General features: G+C 43.1%; 24 protein-coding genes. All 24 read left to right on the top strand.

Annotated elements, in window-relative coordinates; genetic code table 11:
- Positions 1-8: 8 nt before the first annotated feature.
- The 24 genes from rpsP (at position 9) to dxr (ending at position 22296) form a co-directional block, all read left to right on the top strand.
- Positions 9-281: a 30S ribosomal protein S16 gene (gene rpsP / locus FQV26_RS06695; RefSeq protein WP_008430833.1), complete on the top strand. Its 273-nt coding sequence runs from the start codon at positions 9-11 to the stop codon at positions 279-281.
- A 13-nt stretch (positions 282-294) separates the two neighbouring features.
- The gene (locus FQV26_RS06700; RefSeq protein ID WP_146556581.1) at positions 295-528 is read left to right on the top strand and encodes a KH domain-containing protein; all 234 of its coding nucleotides are present in this window, start codon (positions 295-297) and stop codon (positions 526-528) included.
- 68 nt (positions 529-596) lie between these two features.
- On the top strand, positions 597-1112 hold the full coding sequence (gene rimM / locus FQV26_RS06705; protein WP_146556583.1) for a ribosome maturation factor RimM: 516 nt from the start codon (positions 597-599) through the stop codon (positions 1110-1112).
- Complete coding sequence (trmD, locus tag FQV26_RS06710; RefSeq protein ID WP_146557781.1) at positions 1112-1837, top strand: tRNA (guanosine(37)-N1)-methyltransferase TrmD; 726 nt, start codon at positions 1112-1114, stop codon at positions 1835-1837. The genes rimM and trmD overlap by 1 nt, the downstream gene beginning before the upstream one ends.
- A 137-nt stretch (positions 1838-1974) precedes the next feature.
- Entirely contained in the window at positions 1975-2319 is a 345-nt protein-coding gene (gene rplS, locus FQV26_RS06715; protein ID WP_006828268.1) for a 50S ribosomal protein L19, read from the top strand.
- A gap of 99 nt (positions 2320-2418) precedes the next feature.
- Positions 2419-2976, top strand: coding sequence for a signal peptidase I (lepB, locus tag FQV26_RS06720; RefSeq protein ID WP_146556585.1), 558 nt, complete (start codon positions 2419-2421; stop codon positions 2974-2976).
- Between the two features lie 11 nt (positions 2977-2987).
- Positions 2988-3851: a ribosome biogenesis GTPase YlqF gene (ylqF, locus tag FQV26_RS06725; RefSeq protein ID WP_146556587.1), complete on the top strand. Its 864-nt coding sequence runs from the start codon at positions 2988-2990 to the stop codon at positions 3849-3851.
- A gap of 153 nt (positions 3852-4004) precedes the next feature.
- Positions 4005-4784 carry a ribonuclease HII gene (locus FQV26_RS06730; RefSeq protein ID WP_146557782.1) on the top strand — a complete coding sequence of 260 codons (780 nt, stop codon included), beginning with the start codon at positions 4005-4007 and terminating at the stop codon, positions 4782-4784.
- Positions 4785-4895: 111 nt separating this feature from the next.
- The gene (gene sucC, locus FQV26_RS06735) at positions 4896-6056 is read left to right on the top strand and encodes an ADP-forming succinate--CoA ligase subunit beta (RefSeq protein WP_146556589.1); all 1161 of its coding nucleotides are present in this window, start codon (positions 4896-4898) and stop codon (positions 6054-6056) included.
- Positions 6057-6074: 18 nt separating this feature from the next.
- Positions 6075-6977 (top strand): succinate--CoA ligase subunit alpha, encoded by a 903-nt coding sequence (gene sucD, locus FQV26_RS06740; RefSeq protein ID WP_146556591.1) that lies wholly within the window; start codon positions 6075-6077, stop codon positions 6975-6977.
- 856 nt (positions 6978-7833) lie between these two features.
- On the top strand, positions 7834-8727 hold the full coding sequence (dprA, locus tag FQV26_RS06745; RefSeq protein ID WP_146556593.1) for a DNA-processing protein DprA: 894 nt from the start codon (positions 7834-7836) through the stop codon (positions 8725-8727).
- 106 nt (positions 8728-8833) lie between these two features.
- Complete coding sequence (topA, locus tag FQV26_RS06750; protein ID WP_146556595.1) at positions 8834-10903, top strand: type I DNA topoisomerase; 2070 nt, start codon at positions 8834-8836, stop codon at positions 10901-10903.
- A 20-nt stretch (positions 10904-10923) separates the two neighbouring features.
- Complete coding sequence (gene trmFO, locus FQV26_RS06755; RefSeq protein ID WP_146556596.1) at positions 10924-12234, top strand: FADH(2)-oxidizing methylenetetrahydrofolate--tRNA-(uracil(54)-C(5))-methyltransferase TrmFO; 1311 nt, start codon at positions 10924-10926, stop codon at positions 12232-12234.
- A gap of 67 nt (positions 12235-12301) precedes the next feature.
- The gene (gene xerC / locus FQV26_RS06760; protein WP_146556598.1) at positions 12302-13195 is read left to right on the top strand and encodes a tyrosine recombinase XerC; all 894 of its coding nucleotides are present in this window, start codon (positions 12302-12304) and stop codon (positions 13193-13195) included.
- 15 nt (positions 13196-13210) lie between these two features.
- Entirely contained in the window at positions 13211-13756 is a 546-nt protein-coding gene (gene hslV / locus FQV26_RS06765; protein WP_146556600.1) for an ATP-dependent protease subunit HslV, read from the top strand.
- Positions 13756-15153 (top strand): ATP-dependent protease ATPase subunit HslU, encoded by a 1398-nt coding sequence (gene hslU, locus FQV26_RS06770; RefSeq protein ID WP_146556603.1) that lies wholly within the window; start codon positions 13756-13758, stop codon positions 15151-15153. Before hslV ends, hslU begins: the two co-directional genes overlap by 1 nt.
- Before the next feature lie 86 nt (positions 15154-15239).
- Positions 15240-16019, top strand: coding sequence for a GTP-sensing pleiotropic transcriptional regulator CodY (gene codY, locus FQV26_RS06775; RefSeq protein WP_146556604.1), 780 nt, complete (start codon positions 15240-15242; stop codon positions 16017-16019).
- Between the two features lie 327 nt (positions 16020-16346).
- The gene (rpsB, locus tag FQV26_RS06780; RefSeq protein ID WP_142826560.1) at positions 16347-17063 is read left to right on the top strand and encodes a 30S ribosomal protein S2; all 717 of its coding nucleotides are present in this window, start codon (positions 16347-16349) and stop codon (positions 17061-17063) included.
- A gap of 90 nt (positions 17064-17153) precedes the next feature.
- On the top strand, positions 17154-18038 hold the full coding sequence (gene tsf / locus FQV26_RS06785; RefSeq protein ID WP_146556607.1) for a translation elongation factor Ts: 885 nt from the start codon (positions 17154-17156) through the stop codon (positions 18036-18038).
- 81 nt (positions 18039-18119) lie between these two features.
- Positions 18120-18845 (top strand): UMP kinase, encoded by a 726-nt coding sequence (pyrH, locus tag FQV26_RS06790; RefSeq protein WP_146556609.1) that lies wholly within the window; start codon positions 18120-18122, stop codon positions 18843-18845.
- Entirely contained in the window at positions 18845-19402 is a 558-nt protein-coding gene (gene frr, locus FQV26_RS06795) for a ribosome recycling factor (RefSeq protein WP_146556610.1), read from the top strand. Before pyrH ends, frr begins: the two co-directional genes overlap by 1 nt.
- 152 nt (positions 19403-19554) lie before the next feature.
- Positions 19555-20346 carry an undecaprenyl pyrophosphate synthase gene (locus FQV26_RS06800; RefSeq protein ID WP_146556612.1) on the top strand — a complete coding sequence of 264 codons (792 nt, stop codon included), beginning with the start codon at positions 19555-19557 and terminating at the stop codon, positions 20344-20346.
- Positions 20343-21134, top strand: a complete 792-nt coding sequence (locus FQV26_RS06805) for a phosphatidate cytidylyltransferase (protein WP_146556614.1) — start codon at positions 20343-20345, stop codon at positions 21132-21134. Before FQV26_RS06800 ends, FQV26_RS06805 begins: the two co-directional genes overlap by 4 nt.
- A gap of 16 nt (positions 21135-21150) precedes the next feature.
- Positions 21151-22296, top strand: a complete 1146-nt coding sequence (dxr, locus tag FQV26_RS06810) for a 1-deoxy-D-xylulose-5-phosphate reductoisomerase (RefSeq protein ID WP_146556616.1) — start codon at positions 21151-21153, stop codon at positions 22294-22296.
- Positions 22297-22358: the final 62 nt, after the last annotated feature.

Here is a 22358-nt window from a genome sequence, read left to right on the forward strand (position 1 = left end):
TTTAAGAAATGGCAGTAAAAATTCGCTTGAAACGTATGGGAGCTAAAAAATCTCCTTTTTACCGTATTGTAGTAGCTGACTCACGTGCTCCACGTGACGGCCGTCAAATCCAGACAGTAGGTACTTACAACCCGCTGACAGTTCCAGCTGAAGTTAAAATCGACGAAGAATTAGTGTTGAAATGGCTTCATGATGGTGCAAAACCATCTGACACTGTACGCAACTTGTTTTCTCAAAAAGGCATTATGGAGAAATTCCATAACGAAAAACTAAACAAGTAAGGGAGATTTTCTTATGAAGCAGCTGATTGAGACCATTGTGAAACCGTTAGTTGATTATCCGGAAGAAGTTCGTGTCGAAACCGACGAAAACGCAAGCCGAATTGTCTACAAGCTTTCCGTGCATCCAGAGGATACAGGGAAAGTGATCGGAAAGCAGGGACGTGTAGCGAAAGCTGTCCGTTCAATTGTGTACTCAGCAGCAGGCAGTTATCATAAGAAGAAAACTTACCTCGATATTGTGGATTAAGAAGAAGGAAGGAGCCCTGGTTCCTTCCTTTTTTTTCAGAAAAAATAGCGACGAAAGGATGTTTGCTTGTGCAATGGTTTAATGTAGGGAAAATCGTCAATACCCACGGAATCCGTGGTGAAGTGCGTGTCTTGTCACGTACAGATTTTCCAGAAGAACGATTTGCAGTAGGGACGAAACTAGGGCTTTTCACGCCGGATGCGAAAAAGCCGATTATGGTGAAAATCGCCAGTCATCGTCAGCATAAGAACTTCGAATTAGTAACTTTTGAAGGCTATCCGAACATCAATGACGTAGAGCCGTTCAAAGAGTCTTATTTGAAAATCGCTGAACACGATTTGACCGACCTGGAAGACCATGCATATTATCATCATGAAATTTTGGGATGTGCAGTCTATACAACTGAAGGCCAGGAACTCGGAATCATCAGTGAAATTTTGGAGACTGGCGCCAACGATGTTTGGGAAGTGACGCCAAAAACGGGCAAGAAGCATTACATCCCTTATATCGAAGACATTGTAAAAGAAATTGATATTGATGAAAAGAAAGTGGTCATCGAAGTGATGGAAGGTTTGTTGTCTTGATGAATATAAATGTCTTATCGCTTTTCCCTCCTATGTTTGAAGGTGTTTTTCAGCATTCGATCATGAAGAAAGCACAAGAAAAAAATGCGGTTGCTTTAAATGTGGTGGATATCAGGGAATTTGCCGACAATAAGCGGCAAGTGGATGATTATCCTTTCGGAGGAGGAGCCGGTATGGTGCTTAAGCCGGAACCGATATTTAACGCTGTTGAAAGCTTGACTCAAAACAGCAAGCCGCGTGTCATTTTAATGTGTCCGCAAGGCGAACGCTTTACTCAGCAAAAAGCTGAAGAGCTGGCAAGTGAAGAGGAATTGGTTTTTATCTGCGGCCATTACGAAGGCTACGACGAACGGATCAGGGAACATCTTGTCACAGATGAGATTTCGATTGGAGATTTTGTACTGACTGGTGGAGAACTAGCAGCCATGACTGTGATCGACAGTGTCGTCAGACTGCTTCCAGGGGTGCTGGGCAATGCTGACTCCCCCGTTCGCGATTCATTCTCTACAGGCCTTCTAGAACACCCTCAATACACGCGTCCGGCTGATTACCGGGGCTGGAAGGTGCCAGAGGTGCTGACTTCGGGCAACCACGGGAAAGTCGATCAATGGCGTGAAGAACAAACATTGAAACGCACGCTTGAACGGCGTCCAGATCTGCTTGATAAGATCGAGCTGAACGATGCGCAGAGAAAAATAATCGCTCAATTGAAGAAACAAAAATAGAATACTGAATGCTCTTGCATCATGCGCCGTTTAGTGATATTATGGAAACTGTACTTTTATGCGAAGTACAGGATCACGATGTTCCGCTGCAACAGTTGAAATGGTGTAAGAGCGTCTGTAGAAGGAGAGAAAAGATAATGCAAAACATTATTACAGAAATCACTAAAGAACAGCTTCGTACGGATCTTCCAACGTTCCGTCCTGGAGATACTGTCCGTGTCCACGTTAAAGTTGTCGAGGGTACACGCGAACGTGTTCAGGTATACGAAGGAGTCGTAATCAGCCGTCGCGGAGGCGGAATCAGTGAATCATTCACTGTTCGCAAAATCTCTTACGGTGTTGGTGTTGAACGTACATTCCCTGTACACACGCCAAAAATTGCACAGCTTGAAGTTACCCGTCGTGGTAAAGTACGTCGTGCGAAATTGTACTACTTGCGTGATCTACGCGGTAAAGCAGCTCGTATCAAAGAAATTCGATAAGATTGCATTAATGGAGGAGGGCGCTTGCGCCCTCTTTCTTTTTGCTAAAAAGTTTATTTCCTTGTACAATTAAAGCAGTACGCATGGGGAGGAACACGCATGGAGACTGAAGTCAAGAAGAAGAATGAAATGTGGGAATGGTCGAAAGCTCTGTTGATCGCCTTCGGTTTAGCAGCAATTATTCGTTTCTTTTTATTCACGCCGATTGTCGTAGATGGAGAGTCGATGATGCCGACTTTGGAGCATGGAGATCGAATGATCGTCAATAAGATTGGTTACTCAGTCGGAGAGCCTGACCGTTTCGATATTATTGTATTTCATGCGCCGGAACAAAAGGATTATATCAAACGTATAATCGGGTTGCCGGGTGATCACGTCGCCTATGAAGACGACCAGTTGTATATAAATGGAGAAGCAGTGGAAGAACCTTATTTGGATATTTACAAGCAAGGAATTACCGGCACACTTACAGAGGATTTTGTTCTGGAGGATATTACCGGAGAAAGCACCATACCCGAGGGATCTGTATTTGTCATGGGCGATAATCGTCGACAAAGCAAAGACAGCCGCCATATCGGATTGGTCCCGACCGACGAAGTGATCGGAGATACGAGTTTCGTTTTTTGGCCTTTGGCTGAAGCGGGAATTGTTAATTAAGGAGTGGTTTTATGACGATACAATGGTTTCCTGGACACATGGCAAAAGCACGGAGACAAGTTACTGAAAAACTGAAATTGGTGGATATTATTTTTGAACTTGTTGACGCCAGGTTACCTTTATCTTCACGAAATCCGATGATCGATCAAGTGATTCAGCAAAAACCGCGTCTTATCATTTTGAATAAAATGGACATGGCAGATGAAGTTGAAACGAAAAAATGGATTCGTTATTTTGAGGATCAAGGTACCCGTGCAGTAGCAATCAATTCCCTTGAAGGCAGAGGGCTGCAGCTGGTGACAAAAGCATCAAAAGAAATACTTGAAGAAAAATGGGACCGGATGATTGCCAAAGGCATCAAACCTCGTGCCATTCGCGCCATGATTGTCGGAATTCCGAACGTCGGAAAATCGACCCTCATCAACCGCTTGTCGAAAAAGAGCCTGGCAAAGACCGGCAACATGCCAGGCGTCACGAAAGCGCAACAATGGATCAAAGTTGGCAAAGAAATTGAATTATTGGATACACCAGGTATTTTATGGCCGAAGTTTGAAGACCCAGAAACCGGCTTGAAGCTGGCAGTAACAGGAGCGATTAAAGATTCAGTCATCCAAATGCAGGATCTGGCTATCTATTCCCTGAAATTTTTGGAGGAGCGCTATCCGGAACGTATGAAAGAGCGCTACGGCATTGATCATGTAGATGAAGAAATCGTTAATACTTTTGATCATATCGGCAAAAAGCGAGGCTGTTACGACCAGCATGGCGAAGTCGACTATGAAACTACCGCTGAAGTAATTGTTCGGGATATCCGGAACCAGTATCTTGGCAAAGTGACGTTCGACTACAAAGATGAAATGATTGAAGAAGAGTGAAGGTTCGCTCCATTCAATATCCAGCTGTTCCTCGATTCTGAGGGACAGTTTTTTTGATGAATGTGAAAAAGAAAAAGCTGAACTTTGCTGCTGCATATTTAAACAATGTCCAAGAGTAATTGACGGTATTTATTGAAGGGAGACACTGAAGTGATGCAAACAACTACTGAGATAAAAGAACTGTTGAACGAGGCGACGGAATGGCAGTCCTGGATGGAGGACCTTCAAAGCGATTCGCGGAAGAGTGTCCAAACGCTATGGGCCTCTTGGCAGAGAAAGCAGAGGCTTCGGGAGGAGTTGCAGCATAACCATGGTCTGAAATTGCATTTCGATGCTGAATACAGATCCAACGAAGGCGACTTAGTGGCAGGCATCGACGAGGCAGGAAGAGGGCCGCTTGCAGGACCTGTCGTCACGGCAGCCGTAATCTTGCCGGCTGATTGTTCGAGCCTTGTCGGTCTTGACGACTCAAAGCAATTAAGCAAAGTAAAGCGCGACCAGTTTGCCGCTCTCATCAAGCAAATTGCTGTCAGTTATGCGGTCCATGTCCAGCCGCCTGAGGAGATTGACCGTTTGAATATCTATCAGGCAACCAGGATCTCGATGACAAAAGCCGCTCTGGCGCTGTCTCCAAAGCCCTCCGTTGTATTGGCAGACGCCATGATGCTGGAGTTGCCGATGGCTTGTGAATCCATTATCAAAGGCGATGCCAAGAGTTTGAGCATTGCGGCAGCTTCAATTTTAGCCAAGACCGGGAGAGATGCCATTATGGAAGAGTACGATGCTCAGTATCCGCAATACGGATTTAGTAAACATGCCGGTTATGGAACAAAAGACCATGTTGCAGCTCTTGAAAAATACGGTCCATGTGAAATTCATCGCAAGACATTCGAACCGGTCAAAACTCTTTTAACGCAAAATTCTCTATTTTAAACACATTAAGTTTATTAGAAAAGCTAACAACGGTGGACATTTTATGACAACTTTAATACAATGGTAGAGGTAATAAAATTACGATAGAGATGTTTGATTGGAGGATGACAGATGAATATCCATGAATATCAAGGAAAAGAACTCCTCAGACAATACGGCGTAGCAGTTTCTTACGGCACCGTTGCTTTTTCTCCGGAAGAAGCAGTAAAGGCAGCTAAAGAACTGAGTACGGATGTTGTCGTGGTAAAAGCACAAATCCACGCAGGTGGACGAGGCAAAGCCGGCGGTGTTAAAATCGCTAAAAACCTGGATGAAGTCCGTACATACGCAAAAGAACTGTTAGGTAAAGTTCTTGTGACTCACCAGACAGGTCCAGAAGGCAAAGAGATCAAACGCCTTTTGATCGAAGAAGGATCTGACATTAAGAAGGAATACTATGTTGGATTGGTGCTTGACCGCCAAACTTCACGTGTCACTCTTATGGGTTCTGAAGAAGGCGGAGTTGATATCGAGGAAGTTTCTGAGCAAACTCCTGAAAAAATCTTCAAGGAGATTATCGATCCAGTAATCGGTTTGACTGGTTTCCAGGCTCGCCGTATGGCTTTCAACATGAACATTCCGCCTAAGCTTGTCAACAAAGCAGCGAAATTCATGCTTGGCCTTTACACTGTATTCATCGAAAAAGATGCTTCAATCGTTGAAATCAACCCATTGGTTGAAACTGGCGATGGCAATATCCTAGCGCTTGACGCGAAATTTGATTTCGACGAAAACGCTCTTTACCGCCACAAAGACATTGTGGAACTTCGTGATTTCGACGAAGAGGATGCAAAAGAAATTGAAGCTTCCAAGTATGACTTGAGCTACATTTCTTTGGATGGGAACATCGGCTGTATGGTTAACGGCGCCGGACTTGCTATGGCAACGATGGATACGATCAACTACTACGGCGGAACACCCGCTAACTTCCTTGACGTTGGGGGCGGTGCTACCGCTGAGAAAGTAACGGAAGCTTTCAAAATCATTCTTTCTGATAAGAATGTAAAAGGAATTTTCGTTAACATTTTCGGCGGTATCATGAAGTGTGACATCATTGCGGAAGGCGTAATCCAAGCTGCTAAAGAAGTAAGCTTGAATGTGCCGCTTGTCGTCCGTCTTGAAGGAACAAATGTAGAAATCGGTAAAAAACTGCTTAATGAATCAGGTCTTAATATTGTGGCTGCTGGTACAATGGCAGACGGCGCTAAACAGATCGTAGAACTTGTAGGCTAAAGAAGGGCAGGGACAAAAATGAGTGTATACATTAACAAAGACACAAAAGTGCTTGTACAGGGAATTACAGGGTCAACTGCCCTTTTCCATACAAAGCAAATGCTTGAATACGGAACGAAAATCGTTGCGGGTGTAACACCAGGTAAAGGCGGAACTGAAGCTGAAGGCGTACCTGTCTTCAACACTGTAGAAGATGCAGTAAAAGCTACAGGGGCGAACGTATCTGTAATTTACGTACCGGCACCTTTCGCAGCTGACGCAATTCTTGAAGCTGTTGACGCTGGGCTTGATATGGCAATCTGCATCACTGAGCACATTCCTGTATTGGATATGGTTAAAGTGAAGCGTTACATGGAAGGCAAGAAAACACGTCTAGTTGGACCAAACTGCCCGGGCGTTATCACGCCGGACGAATGTAAAATCGGCATCATGCCTGGATACATTCATAAAAAAGGACATGTTGGCGTTGTTTCACGTTCAGGTACATTGACGTATGAAGCAACTCATCAATTGTCTGAAGAGGGAATTGGCCAGTCGACAGCTGTCGGCATTGGTGGAGACCCAGTAAACGGCACAAACTTTATCGACGTATTGAAGGAATTCAACGAAGATGAAGATACTTACGCAGTCGTAATGATCGGTGAAATCGGCGGAACAGCTGAAGAAGAAGCTGCTGAGTGGGTTAAAGCGAACATGACGAAACCTGTAGTAGGATTTATCGGTGGACAAACTGCACCTGAAGGAAAACGTATGGGCCATGCCGGTGCGATTATTTCTGGCGGTAAAGGGACAGCTGCTGATAAAATCAAAGCAATGAACGATGCAGGCATCGAAGTTGCAGACACTCCGTCTGTAATCGGCGAAACTTTGATCAAAGTGATCAGAGAACAAGGCTTGTACGACAAATGTAAAACTCATTAATACAAAATTAAGGCTCAAAACGCTGGTAAAACAGCGTTTTGAGCCTTTTTTTGGTTTTTGCTGGTGCTTCAACTTTAACATTTGATTTCGGAAATTCTCTCTAAGCTTTAGTAGGTTAATTTACTGAAAATACTCTTACTAGGATAAAAAACAGATCCATAGCAAACCAAATTCCAAAGGCTATATAGAAAAAGAAGATGCTAATATTTAATTTATTAAATCCTTTTTTGCTAAGCAAAATGACGAGGTATAAAAATAGCGTTATGTATAGAGGATGTTCCCAATAACCAGCCTGTAAGGAATATTTATAGACAAGATATGCAGCTGAGAGAAACCAAAATATTGCAGCGGCAAGGTGTATTTTTTGCGAAGTTTTCATTTCGTAGATCACTGCCTTCCATTGAGATAGGGGAATAAGAGCAACTAAATTTGATGATGACGGGTCAATAAGATCCTAAGCTCCTGGAAAGTGAACTTATTAGATAATTTTAAGTGATTCCTTTAAAACGGAAAAGTAGATGAAACGCAGTAAACAAAATGAACTGAGGGATTGTGAAAAAGCTCTACCAATGTATTTTCTCCCTTCAAGAAGTGAGTATCTATAGTTTAACATTGTTGAAAGTGGAGCAATGTGAATAAATACATGAATGGGTAGGCTTATTTACTATGAAGATAAACTGAGCCAGAGGAAGTGTAAAACGATTGTCCGTCCACTTGGCTTTATAAAAAGAATACGTAGGAGAATGCCAGTAGCATCTTAAAGGTTTACGATAGGTGTAAAACCCATTAATATAAAGAGAAGGTGCACTCTAGGCAGTGCATCTTATGATTGCCAAAATAGAATAGGAGGAACGAAATGAACAAAGAATTTACGGAGCGCTTGTTGGCACTGCATTATGTCTATCCGAAAAGCTTAAAAAAACTACTTCCGCTGCTGATTCAGGACCCCGATTTATCTACTCTTGAGCAGAAAACATCTTACGAGCTAATGATGCTCCTAGATATTAAAATGGATCAAGCAGCTAAACTGAAAACCTCTTATCGACAATCTCTGACATTCCCCTTAAGTGAAACCTACGCCAAGCATAAGATACTCCCCATATCTTATCAACACCCCTTATACCCTGGAAGTTTGCTGGAATTGATCGATCCACCTGCTGTTCTATACGCCAAAGGCGATCCTTCTTTATTAGCTGAACCCAAGAAGATAGCTATCATCGGTTCACGCAAAGCCTCTTCCTATTCACAAAAAGCCATGCAGAAAATCGTTCCCCCATTAATTGAAAATGGCTTTGTCATTGTCAGCGGTCTCGCAAAAGGGGCAGACACCATGGCTCATCAAATAGCGATCGATCTTGGAGGACGGACAATTGCTGTCACTGGCAGTGGATTTAGGCATCCATATCCAAAAGAAAACATAGCATTAAATAATATAATAGAAGAAAAACATTTAGTTTTAACCGAATATCCGCCTTATATGGAACCGCGAAAATGGAATTTTCCGATGAGAAACCGCATTATCAGTGGATTGTCCAGGGGAATAATTGTAACAGAAGCGCTGGTGAAAAGCGGAACTTTAAGCACGATCGAACATGCTCTTGATCATGGGAAAGATGTTTTTGCGGTACCTGGCGATATCGGATCCCTTTTATCTGAAGGACCGCATAAATTAATTTCAGAAGGCGCAAAACCGGTCTGGAACGGCTGGCAAGTGCTCGAAGAATACCAGCAAATGACAGCTGAAAAATAATGAAAAAAATGAAAAGCCTTGCATTAAGCTAAAATCTGTTATACATTTTGCAACAGGTAATTCTTTTAAGCAGTTTTGAGAAACCTCTATGAGGAGGAAAAAAGTTATGGCGGATTTTTTAGTGATTGTTGAATCGCCTGCAAAGGCTAAGACAATCGAACGGTATTTGGGTAAGAAATATAAAGTCCGTGCTTCACTTGGACATTTACGCGATTTGCCCCGGAGTCAAATGGGTGTAGACGTGGAAAACAATTACGAACCTCGTTATATTACGATAAGAGGAAAAGGACCGATATTACAGGATCTAAAAAAAGAAGCGAAAAAAGCCAAGAAAGTCTTTCTCGCGGCTGACCCTGACAGAGAAGGGGAAGCGATTGCATGGCATTTAGCTACAGCGTTAGGTATTGACCAATCTTCGGATTGCCGCGTGGTTTTTAATGAAATCACAAAAGATGCTATTAAAGAATCATTCAAGCATCCGCGCAAAATTGATATGGACCTGGTCGACGCACAGCAGGCACGACGGATTCTGGATCGGCTTGTAGGCTATAGCATCAGTCCCTTGCTTTGGAAAAAAGTTAAAAAGGGCTTATCAGCTGGACGGGTACAATCAGTGGCGCTTCGTTTAGTCATCGATCGGGAAAATGAAATCAAAAGTTTCGAACCAGAAGAATACTGGTCCATTACTGGAGAATTCGAAAAAGCTAAGAAGAAATTCGAAGCTTCGTTCTATGGCAATTCAAAAGAAAAAATGAAATTGCAGAATGAAGCAGACGTTAAAGCCGTAATGGCTTCAATGAAAGGCAAAGATTTTACTGTAAACCGCGTAGTGAAAAAAGAGAGAAAAAGAAATCCATCCCCTTCTTTTACAACTTCTTCACTCCAACAGGAAGCAGCCCGCAAATTAAACTTCCGAGCCAAAAAGACAATGATGCTTGCGCAACAATTGTATGAAGGTATTGCAGTAGGAAAAGAAGGCATCACAGGTTTGATTACGTATATGCGTACGGATTCTACACGAATCTCTGATACAGCTAAAAAAGACACAATCGATTTTATCGTTGAAAACTATGGTGAACAGTACGTGACGCAGAAAATTGCTGCCAAACAATCAGCAAAATCACAGGATGCCCATGAAGCTGTGCGTCCGACAAGTGTCTTGCGGACACCGGAATCGTTGAAAAGCATACTTTCGAGGGATCTTCACCGGCTGTACAAATTGATATGGGACCGTTTTGTAGCGAGTCAGATGTCACCGGCAATTCTGGATACAGTTATGGCAGAATTGCAAAACGGAGAAGCGGTATTCCGTGCAAACGGTTCACAAGTGAAATTTCCTGGATTCATGAAGCTGTATATCGAAGGTACAGATGACCAAAAAGAAGAGAAAGATAATATTTTGCCGGAAATGACCGAAGGTAATATTGTAAAAGCGGTTGAAGTCACCCCTAACCAGCATTTTACGCAGCCGCCTCCGCGCTTTACAGAGGCACGTCTAGTGCGGACACTTGAAGAGCTGGGAATAGGACGTCCATCAACTTACGCGCCCACACTGGATACCATTCAGAAGCGAGGGTATGTCACGTTGGATGCCAAACGTTTCATCCCAACCGAATTGGGTGAAATCGTCCATCAGTTGGTACTTGAATTTTTCCCGGACATTCTGAATATCGAGTTTACGGCTAAAATGGAGCATGATCTGGATACTGTCGAGGAAGGTGAAATCGATTGGCGTGCTATCATCGATGCATTTTATCTGGAATTTGAAAAAAATGTCGAAGTGGCTGAAGAGGAAATGGAGAAAGTACAGATCAAGGATGAGCCTGTTGGGGAAGATTGTGAATTATGCGGTTCACCGCTGGTTTATAAACTTGGACGATATGGTAAATTCATGGCTTGTAGCAATTTTCCGGAATGCCGGAATACAAAGGCCATCGTTAAGCATATCGGGGTTAAATGCCCAACCTGCAAAGAAGGCGAAATCGTTGAAAGAAAAAGCAAGAAGCGCCGCATATTCTATGGTTGCGAACGCTATCCGGAATGTGAATTCGTATCATGGGACAAGCCAATCGAACGTCCATGTCCGAAATGCAGCGAATTGCTGGTAGAGAAAAAAGTAAAAAAAGGCGTTCAAATCAATTGTACGAACTGCGATTACAAAGAAGAAGTTCAATAATCATATAGAGGTGTTTGAAAATGACGAAATATGTAAACGTAATTGGAGCAGGATTGGCAGGCAGCGAAGCTGCTTGGCAAATCGCAAAACGGGGAGTCAATGTTCGCTTGTACGAGATGCGTCCAGTAAAACAGACGCCGGCTCATCATACAGATAAATTTGCTGAACTGGTTTGCAGCAACTCACTTCGGGCGAATTCCCTGACCAATGCTGTAGGTGTCATCAAAGAAGAAATGCGGAAATTGGATTCTGTCATTATTGATTCAGCGGACCGGGCTTCTGTACCGGCTGGCGGCGCACTTGCAGTAGACCGACACGAGTTCGCAGGAGCAGTGACCGAGAAAGTCAGAAATCACCCACTTGTAGAAGTGATCAATGAAGAAGTGACGGAAATACCAGAAGGCATCACGATCATCGCAACCGGACCTTTAACATCGCCGGCACTTGCAGAAAAAGTTCGCCAATTGACTGGTGAAGAATACTTGTATTTTTATGACGCGGCAGCGCCGATTGTTGAAAAAGACAGCATCGATATGGACAAAGTGTATTTGAAATCCCGTTATGACAAAGGGGAAGCCGCTTACTTGAACTGCCCGATGACGGAAGAAGAGTTCAAGCGTTTCCATACAGCTCTAGTCGAAGCAGAAGTTGTGCCATTGAAGGAATTCGAAAAAGAAATTTATTTTGAAGGCTGTATGCCGGTTGAAGTCATGGCTGCCAGAGGCGAAAAAACCTTGACGTTCGGACCGATGAAACCAGTAGGATTGGAAGATCCGAAAACTGGTGAACGTCCGTACGCCGTAGTTCAGCTTCGCCAGGATGACGCAGCTGGAACATTGTATAACATTGTCGGTTTCCAAACGCACTTGAAATGGGGACCTCAAAAAGAAGTGCTTAAATTGATTCCAGGCTTGGAGAATGTGGAAATTGTACGTTATGGCGTCATGCACCGCAATACCTTCATCAACTCGCCGCGCGTATTGAAGCCGACGTATCAGCTGAAAGCTGACGCAAACATCTTCTTTGCCGGTCAGATGACAGGAGTTGAAGGCTATGTTGAGTCTGCAGGCAGCGGATTGCTGGCAGGAATCAATGCAGCGAAATTGGCTTTAGGAGAAGAATTGTTGGTATTCCCAGCTGAAACGGCTTTAGGCAGCATGGCACGATATATCACAGAAGCGGACAGCAAAAACTTCCAGCCGATGAACGTTAACTTCGGATTGTTTCCGGACCTTGGTGAGCGGATTCGTTCAAAACAGGAGCGTGCTGAAAAACACGCTGACCGTGCGTTAGCTTCAATTCAAAATTATATGAATACAGTGACTGTTTAATTGATAAAAGCCTCTAAATGTTGGTATAATTTAGAGGCTTTTGTGTTTGGTGAAAGGTGGAGCATAGATGGAGAAAGAGAAGATGCTTGAATCTTTTATGAGTTATATTCAATTGGAGAAAAATTATTCTGAACATACCGTCCACCATTATGCACATGATTTGGCGGATTTTTTTCTGTTTTTGAATGCAGAAGGCGTAGCTGATCTTAGAGAAGTAGAATATATACATGCAAGAAATTACGTGACCAAGTTATATGATGCTAAATTATCCAGAACTACTGTTTCCAGAAAAATTTCAGCAATCCGATCATTTTTCCGTTATGGCAATCGTGAGTTCGGGTTGAATGAAGCTGCATTCAGATCTTTATACCATCCGAAGAAAGAAGAGCGGCTCCCGCAATTCTTTTATGAAGAAGAGTTGGCTCAGCTTTTCAAGTCGGTTTTAGGTGATGATAAGCTGTCAATCCGCAATACAGCACTTTTGGAATTGCTCTATGCAACAGGCATGCGTGTCAGCGAATGCGTATCTATTCGTTTAGGAGATCTGGATCAAACCATGCAGATTGTCAAAGTGATGGGAAAAGGAAGAAAAGAAAGATACATTCCTTACGGCCAGTTCGCACAGGATGCTTTGGAACATTACATGGAAGATGCACGTCCTAAACTGATGAAGAATCAAAAACACGATTACCTGTTTGTGAATAGTCGGGGAGAGGCTGTAACTGATCGAGGTGTTCGTCATATTTTAAGCGAATGCATGAAGAAGGCCTCTGTCAACTCTTCTATTTATCCGCATATGATCCGCCATACATTTGCCACTCATCTCATCAATAACGGAGCCGATATTCGGACTGTCCAAGAACTGCTTGGACATTCTCATTTGAGTTCTACACAAGTCTATACGCATGTCACCAAAGAGCATTTACGAAACACTTATTTAAATTCACATCCGAGAGCTTAGAAAGGAGATTTTATCATGCAAGAATTCCATGCCACCACGATATTTGCAGTACAGCATAACGGCAAATGCGCAATGTCAGGCGATGGCCAAGTTACATTCGGCAACGCAGTAGTTATGAAACATACCGCGAGAAAAGTACGAAAACTATACAATGGCCAAGTTTTGACTGGATTTGCAGGATCAGTCGCAGATGCATTTACGCTTTTTGAAATGTTTGAAGGAAAGCTGACTGAGTATAACGGCAATCTTCAACGGGCGGCAGTTGAATTGGCAAAACAATGGCGTGGAGATAAAATGCTTCGCCAATTAGAAGCTATGCTGATTATCATGAACAAAGACGAATTGCTTCTGGTGTCAGGCACAGGAGAGGTCATTGAACCGGATGACGGAATTCTCGCAATCGGATCAGGCGGAAACTACGCGCTGGCAGCAGGCCGTGCGTTGAAAAAATATGCGGGGGACAATTTGACCGCCGCACAAATCGCTCAATCTGCATTGGAAACAGCAGCAGATATCTGTGTTTATACAAATCATCAAATCGTAGTGGAGGAATTGTCCTAATGAAAAATCAATCTGATTTAACGCCGAGACAAATTACTGACCACCTGGACCGCTATATTGTCGGCCAAAAAGAGGCCAAGCGTTCAATCGCCATTGCTTTGAGAAACCGTTACCGCAGAAGTCGGCTGGATGAAGAGATGCGCGGCGAAGTCATTCCGAAAAACATCTTGATGATTGGGCCAACAGGTGTCGGCAAGACAGAAATCGCTCGCAGGATCGCTAAATTGACGGGAGCACCTTTTATCAAAGTGGAAGCGACAAAATTTACGGAAGTGGGCTATGTCGGCCGGGATGTGGAATCCATGGTGCGGGATCTAGTTGAAGCCGCTGTACGGATCGTTAAAGATGAAAAATACGAAGCGGTCCAATTCCAGGCAGAATCTGCAGCCAATGAACGCATTGTGAAATTGTTGGCTCCATCCATGCGGAAAAAACAACCGAATCAAAATCCGCTGGAAATGCTGTTTGGCCAGAAGATGGAACAGGAAGAGGAAGAACCGACTGCGGAAGTGGAAGTTCGGGTTAAAAGAAGAGAAATTGCTGCAGACTTAAAAGCAGGAAAGCTTGAAGAAGAGTATATAACTGTAGAAGTAACGGAAAACACATTGTCTATGTTTGACGCTATGCAAGGGTCGGGAATGGAACAAATGGGTGCCAACATGCAGGATGCACTGTCATCCCTAATGCCGAAGAAAAAGAAAAAGCGGCGCCTTCAAGTAAAAGAAGCCCGCAGGCTCTTAACAACTGAAGAAGCAGCAAAATTAGTAGATGACGATGAAGTGGCACTTGAAGCAATTGATCGAGCTGAGCAGCACGGTATCATTTTCATCGATGAGATGGACAAAGTAGCGAGCAAGAACAGTTCCTCATCGGCTGATGTTTCCCGGGAAGGCGTGCAGCGTGATATTTTGCCGATCGTTGAAGGTTCGACAGTTTCTACCAAATACGGTGCAGTTAAAACGGATTACGTGCTGTTCGTGGCTGCGGGAGCGTTTCATATGTCGAAACCCTCTGACCTGATCCCAGAACTGCAAGGGCGTTTCCCGATTCGCGTAGAATTGCAAAAGCTGGAAGTGGAAGACTTTGTTAAAATTTTAACTGAACCAAAACATTCTTTAATAAATCAATACAAAGCCCTTCTCGAAACAGAGGGAGTTGTGGTACACTTCAATGATGCCTCAATAATCAGACTTGCAGAAATTGCATATGAAGTAAATCAGGACACAGACAACATCGGCGCGCGCAGGCTGCACACAATACTTGAGCGTCTGTTGGAAGATTTGTCTTTCGAAGCTTCCGAGATTTCTCCAGCGCAAATTGACATAACCCCTCAATATGTGAACGAAAAGCTCGAGAATGTGGCGAAAAACAAAGACTTGTCACAATTTATTCTGTAAAACAAGGCGAAATAGTTTCAATAAAGAGTAAAAACCTTTAGAATATTGAATAAACACGGTACGAATAATGTAGGAGGTTCATTTAAATGAATTTATTAGGAAAAACAAGACGAATTAACTCTATGCTGGAAGCAGCAGGCGGCAAAAAAGTAAACTTTAAAGATATGGCTGAAACTTTAAGCGAAGTAATTGAATGCAACGCATTCGTAGTAAGCCGTAAAGGTAAAGTGTTGGGTTACGCAATCAACCAGCAAATCGAAAACGAGCGAATGAAAGGGATGCTTGAAGAGCGTCAGTTCCCGCTTGAGTATACACAAAAACTTTCAAATATTACTGAAACGACTGAAAACCTGGACGTTAACAGTGAACACACGATCTTCCCTGTGGAAGAACGCGAATTGTTCAAAAACGGACTGACAACAATCGTACCAATCAACGGAGGCGGCGAACGTCTTGGTACACTTCTTCTTGGACGTGTAGACGCAGAATTCCATGACGATGATTTGATTCTTGGAGAATACGGCGCTACTGTTGTAGGGATGGAAATCCTTCGTGAAAAAGGCGACCGCATCGAAGAAGAAGCTCGCAGCAAAGCAGTTGTACAAATGGCGATTTCTTCACTTTCTTACAGTGAACTTGAAGCGATCGAACATATTTTTGAAGAACTTGATGGCAACGAAGGTTTGCTTGTCGCGTCTAAAATTGCTGATCGCGTCGGTATTACACGTTCGGTTATCGTTAACGCACTTCGTAAGCTTGAAAGCGCAGGCGTTATCGAGTCACGCTCTCTAGGAATGAAAGGGACATACATTAAAGTATTGAACACGAAATTCCTTGCAGAACTTGAACAATTGAAAATGAACTAATTAAGTTCGAAAGGTGCCGGGAATTTTCTCGGCACCTTTTTTTATGATAGCCATTTGCTTCCTAGCAGAACTAGCGCTACAATAGCAGTGCTTTGGTGAATGAAAGACCAATCAAAAAACGCTTAGTGTAGAGAATTGGGTCAACAGGTCCACATATTTTATAATTAAGGTAGAAAGTTGTTGCGGTCTTAAAGTAATGCGTGGTATAATTTCAAATGGTGTTAAATACACACGCATTTCGATTTGAGTCGTAGGTGCCCTAGTGGGTAACGGTTCAGAGAAGAAAAATGCGGAGGGAAAAAATAACCTATCAGGAGGAAACAAATCATGGCAGTAATCTCAATGAAACAATTGTTAGAAGCTGGTGTACACTTTGGTCACCAAACTCGCCGTTGGAACCCGAAAATGAAAAAATATATTTTTGTGGAACGTAACGGTATCTACATCATCGATCTTCAAAAAACAGTCCGCAAGTTGGAAGAAGCTTATAGCTTCATGAAACAAGTGGGCGAAGAAGGCGGTAAAGTACTTTTCGTTGGTACGAAGAAACAAGCTCAGGACGCTATCAAAGAAGAAGCAGAACGTTCTGGAAACTACTACATCAACCAACGTTGGTTGGGTGGAACACTTACTAACTTCGGTACAATCCAAAAACGTGTGAACCGTTTGAAACAAATCGAGCGCATGGAAGAAGATGGAACTTTCGAAGTTCTACCGAAAAAAGAAGTTGTTCAGTTGAAAAAACAACACGAACGCCTTGTTAAATTCCTTGGCGGTATCCGTGATATGAGTTCACTACCGGACGTAATGTTCGTAGTTGACCCACGTAAAGAACGCATTGCAGTTGCAGAAGCAATGAAATTGAACATTCCAATCGTTGGTATCGTTGATACGAACTGTGATCCGGATGAAATCGATTATGTTATTCCTGCAAACGACGATGCAATTCGCGCAGTTAAATTGCTAACTGGTAAAATGGCGGATGCTTTGCTTGAATCAAAACCGGAAGAAGAAGAAGAAACTCAAGCTGAATCTGCTGAGTAATTCGTAATTTACACAGGTGATAAGCGGCCAACCCCTCTTATCACCTTTTTTTGAGAAAATGGTTACAAATTATGAAGGAGGAATTTAATCATGGCAGTTACAGCACAAATGGTAAAAGAATTGCGCGCAAAAACAGGCGCAGGTATGATGGATTGCAAAAAAGCTTTAGTAGAGACAGACGGTAATTTGGAAGCGGCTATCGATTTCTTGCGTGAAAAAGGTCTTTCAAGCGCTTCTAAAAAAGCTGACCGCATTGCAGCTGAAGGGACTACTTCAATTCTTGTAAAAGATAACGAAGCAGTAATCTTTGAAGTAAACGCAGAAACTGACTTTGTTGCGAAAAACGAAGGCTTCCAAACACTTGTAAAAGAGTTGGGTGAGCACTTGATCACGACTAAACCTGCTACTATTGAAGAAGCTACTGCTTCAACAATGTCTAACGGCTTGACTGTTGCAGACCACATTTCAAACGCGATCGCTAAAATTGGTGAAAAAATCACTTTGCGCCGCTTTGAAGTACGCACAAAAACAGATGCAGACGCTTTCGGTCCTTACCTTCACATGGGTGGACGGATTTCAGTTCTTGTTGTTCTTGAGAACTCGACAGATTCAGATGCTGCGCGCGACATCGCTATGCACATCGCTGCATTGAACCCTAAATACATTTCACGCGACGAAGTTTCTGCTGAAGAAGTAGAACGCGAGCGCGGTGTATTGACTGAACAAGCATTGAACGAAGGCAAACCAGAGAAAATCGTTGCTAAAATGGTTGAAGGCCGCCTTGGTAAATACTTCGAAGACATCTGCTTGCTTGACCAAGCTTTTGTTAAGAACTCTGATCAAAAAGTTCGTGATTTTGCAGCTTCAACTGGTGGATCTGTTAAAGAATTCATCCGTTACGAAGTTGGAGAAGGCATCGAAAAACGTGAAGACAACTTTGCTGATGAAGTTATGAGCCAAGTTAACAAAAAATAAGTTTGTTTATTATATGATTCATCTTGGGGAACACGAGAATGTGTTCCCTATTTTTCAATAACTATGTAATGGAGGGTACCGATGAGTGTTCAGCAATATAAACGCATTGTATTAAAACTAAGTGGTGAAGCAATGGCGGGAGGACAAGGTTTCGGATTGTCCCCTGAAATTATCAAATCAGTAGCAAGCCAAGTAAAAGAAGTGGTGGAACTTGGAGTTGAAGTCGCAGTAGTTGTGGGCGGCGGCAATATCTGGAGAGGCAAAGTCGGCTCTGAGATGGGAATGGACCGAGCAACAGCTGATTATATGGGCATGCTGGCAACAGTCATGAACTCATTGGCTTTACAGGATTCTTTGGAAAAGCAAGACGTCGAAACACGCGTATTGTCATCCATTGAAATGCGTCAAGTAGCTGAGCCTTATATCCGCAGAAGAGCTATCCGCCATTTAGAGAAAAAGCGGGTTGTCATCTTTGCAGCAGGTACCGGAAATCCTTATTTCTCCACTGATACGACAGCAGCATTGCGCGCGGCGGAGATTGAAGCCGATGTCATTTTAATGGCGAAAAACAATGTTGATGGTGTTTACTCAGCTGATCCGAAGACCGATTCCGAAGCTGTGAAATATGAAGAACTTTCTTACTTCGAAGTAATTCAACAAGGCTTGCAAGTAATGGATTCGACTGCTTCTACACTTTGTATGGACAATGATATCCCACTCGTAGTATTCTCAATCATGGAAAATGGAAATATAAAACGGGCTGTACTCGGAGAAAAAATCGGGACAGTAGTGAGGAGAACATTATAATGCCGAAATCAGTGATGAATGACACGAAATCTAAAATGACCAATGCAATTCAAGCTTTTTCACGCGATTTATCTTCAATCCGTGCTGGACGTGCGACTCCATCAATTTTAGATAAATTGACGATCGATTATTACGGTTCTCCAACTCCAGTCAACCAGGTAGCTGGGATCTCCATTCCAGAAGCACGGTTGATCATGATTCAACCGTATGATAAATCAGTTCTTGGCGATATCGAAAAAGCGATCCTTAAATCTGACTTGGGCTTAAGCCCGTCAAATGACGGTTCAGTAATTCGCTTGGCAGTTCCAGCATTGACGGAAGAGCGCCGTAAAGATCTTGTGAAACAAGTTAAAAAAGAAGCGGAAGAAGCGAAAGTCGGAATCCGCAACATCCGTCGCGATGCCAACGATGAGTTCAAAAAGCTTGAGAAGAAAAGCGAAATCACAGTTGATGACTTGCGTGGCTATTCAGATGACGTTCAAAAATTGACAGACGATAACATCGCAAAAATCGATCAAATGGCTAAAGATAAAGAAAAAGAGATTATGGAAGTTTAATTCGAACTTCGTTTCATGTTGAGCGTCCTGTTAAGCAGGACGCTTTTTCATGCCAAAAATTAACGCAGTCTCTTTAAAGAAGCGCACAATGCCGTTTTTTTTGATATGATAAGCAATAGACATGCCGATTTGTAATAGGTGGAGGATTAATTATGTTTAATAAACTATTAAAACGAAATACTGATTTGGTCTTGGAAAATGGGGATCGCTCAGTTTTGATTTCGAACGAAGCAGTTCCGGCTCATATTGCGATCATCATGGACGGCAATGGACGTTGGGCAAAAAAACGTTCGCTTCCACGAGTTGCGGGTCATCACGAAGGAATGAAAACGGTCCGAAAAGTGACGAAGCTTGCCAACGAACTTGGGGTAAGTGTATTGACCTTGTATGCATTTTCCACTGAGAACTGGAAACGGCCAAAAATCGAGGTGGATTTTTTGATGCGTTTGCCCGAAGAGTTTCTAACGACTTTTCTTCCGGAATTAATAGAAGAAAACGTGCGGGTAGAGATGATGGGATATCACCATAATTTGCCTTTGCACACGCTCAGAGCTATAAAGAAAGCAAAAGAGGCAACGAAAGATAATACAGGGCTTGTCCTGAACTTCGCTTTGAATTACGGCAGCCGTGCAGAAATTGTTGACGCTGTAAAAGATATCGCAGCGCAAGTAGCTGCAGGAACATTGGATGTCTGTGATATCAACGAAGATCTTATTTCGGGAGGGCTCATGACCAAAGGTATGCCCGAACCGGATTTACTCATTCGCACAAGCGGAGAAGTCCGGTTGAGCAATTTTATGCTTTGGCAATTGGCCTACACGGAGTTTTGGTTCACGGAAACCTTATGGCCCGACTTTAACGAAGATTCCTTACTGGAAGCGATTGAAAATTACCAGAAGCGCAATCGCCGGTATGGAGGGTTGAAAGGAGACGAAGTGAAATGAAACAAAGGATTATAACGGGCGTCATCGCAGCGGCTCTTTTCATCCCTTTTGTCATCTATGGAGGCGTCCCGTTTATCTTGCTTGTTTATTTACTGGGCACAGTAGCATTGCAGGAGCTTTTGAAAATGAAGGGCCGGAGCTTGATGAGCATTCCCGGCCTTATTTCTCTATTGGCGCTTTATGCATTTATGCTGCCCGATCAATGGGCAGTCCAGATGTACGAATGGACGGGCTATGAAAAAATTGAGTTTGCATTTCTAGCCGTCATTCTCTTATTAATACATACAGTAATCGTGAAAAATAGTTTCACTTTTGATGATGCTGCCTTTGCTGTTCTAGGCACATTATATGTAGGCATCGGGTTCTATTATTTCATCGAAACACGCGAAGCGAGCCTTAGTTTCTTGATCTTTGCATTGCTTGTCGTCTGGTTTACCGATTCAGGTGCTTATTTCACCGGCCGCAAGATTGGAAAGCGGAAACTATGGCCAGAAATTTCACCCAATAAAACGGTTGAAGGGTTTATAGGAGGAATCATTTGGGCGATTGGAATCGCATTGATTTTTAATTACTTCATTCCATTAAATCATTCGATCTTCCTGATCATCATCGTAACCATTATCGCTTCTATTTTTGGACAAATGGGTGATTTGGTAGAATCTGCATTAAAACGTCATTTCAATGTAAAAGATTCGGGGTCAATTTTGCCGGGGCATGGTGGAATTTTGGATCGCTTTGACAGCATTTTGTTTGTAATGCCTTTGCTTCACTTACTACATTTCATCTAAGAGAGGAAATTGCTGAATGGTTAAGAAAATCATCCTGCTGGGTGCAACCGGTTCAATCGGTGTACAGACAGCTGATATTATCCGCGAACATCCGCAAGAATTTTCATTGATTGGATTTTCTGCCGGAAAAAATATGGACATCACCCGCAAATTGATCGCTGAGTTCAAACCTGAAATAGTTTGTGTCCAGCGAGCTGAAGATGCTAAAGCATTGAAAGTGGAGTTTCCGGCTGTCTCGTTTGTTACGGGAGCTGAAGGTCTCTCAGAGATTGCCGTCTACGATGCGGATATTCTGGTCAATGCAGTTCTTGGCAGTGTGGGTCTTGAACCGACGCTTGAAGCAATTAAGCTGGGCCGTACAATCGCAATAGCCAATAAAGAAACGTTGGTAACTGCCGGCCATCTGGTAATGGACAGTGCGAAGCATTACGGTGCGGTCATTCTCCCAGTTGACAGTGAACATTCAGCGCTATTTCAGTCATTGAATGGCGAAAAGATTGGCCAAGCCAGCCGGCTGATTTTGACGGCATCTGGCGGAAGCTTCCGTGATTTGACCCGCGAACAGTTGAAAAACGTTACCGTGCAAGATGCGTTGAACCATCCAAACTGGTCAATGGGATCGAAAATCACCATTGATTCCGCTACGATGGTCAACAAAGGCCTTGAGGTCATCGAAGCGCATGTTCTTTTTGATTTCGCGTATGCAGATATTGATGTAGTGCTCCACCGTGAAAGTATTATCCATTCCATGGTTGAATTTCACGATACCAGCGTCATGGCTCAGTTGGGAACGCCTGACATGCGGGTGCCGATCCAATATGCCTTATCTTATCCAGATCGCCTTCCACGGCCACAGGCAAAAAGATTGAATCTAGCGGAAATTGGAAAGTTGAATTTCCAGGAAATGGATTTCGGGCGTTTCCGTGCTTTGCAGCTGGCTTTTGATGCCGGTATTGCAGGAGGGACCATGACGACGGTTCTAAATGCTGCCAATGAGCAGGCTGTAGCTTTATTCCTTAACGAACAAATCAAATTCCTGCAAATTGAGGAAATGATCGAGCGCGCTATGGATCAGCATGAGGTCTTGGCTAATCCTGATCTTGAAACGATTTTGCATGTAGATGCTGAGACAAGAAAATCTGTAAAAAACATGCTAAAATAACTAAAGATCAAAACCGAATAAGTTTATCCCGCTTTAACGGTCAGTAGATCAACTAACACTCA

It is taken from the genome of Planococcus sp. CPCC 101016 (genome assembly GCF_007859295.1).
GTDB lineage: Bacteria > Bacillota > Bacilli > Bacillales_A > Planococcaceae > Planococcus.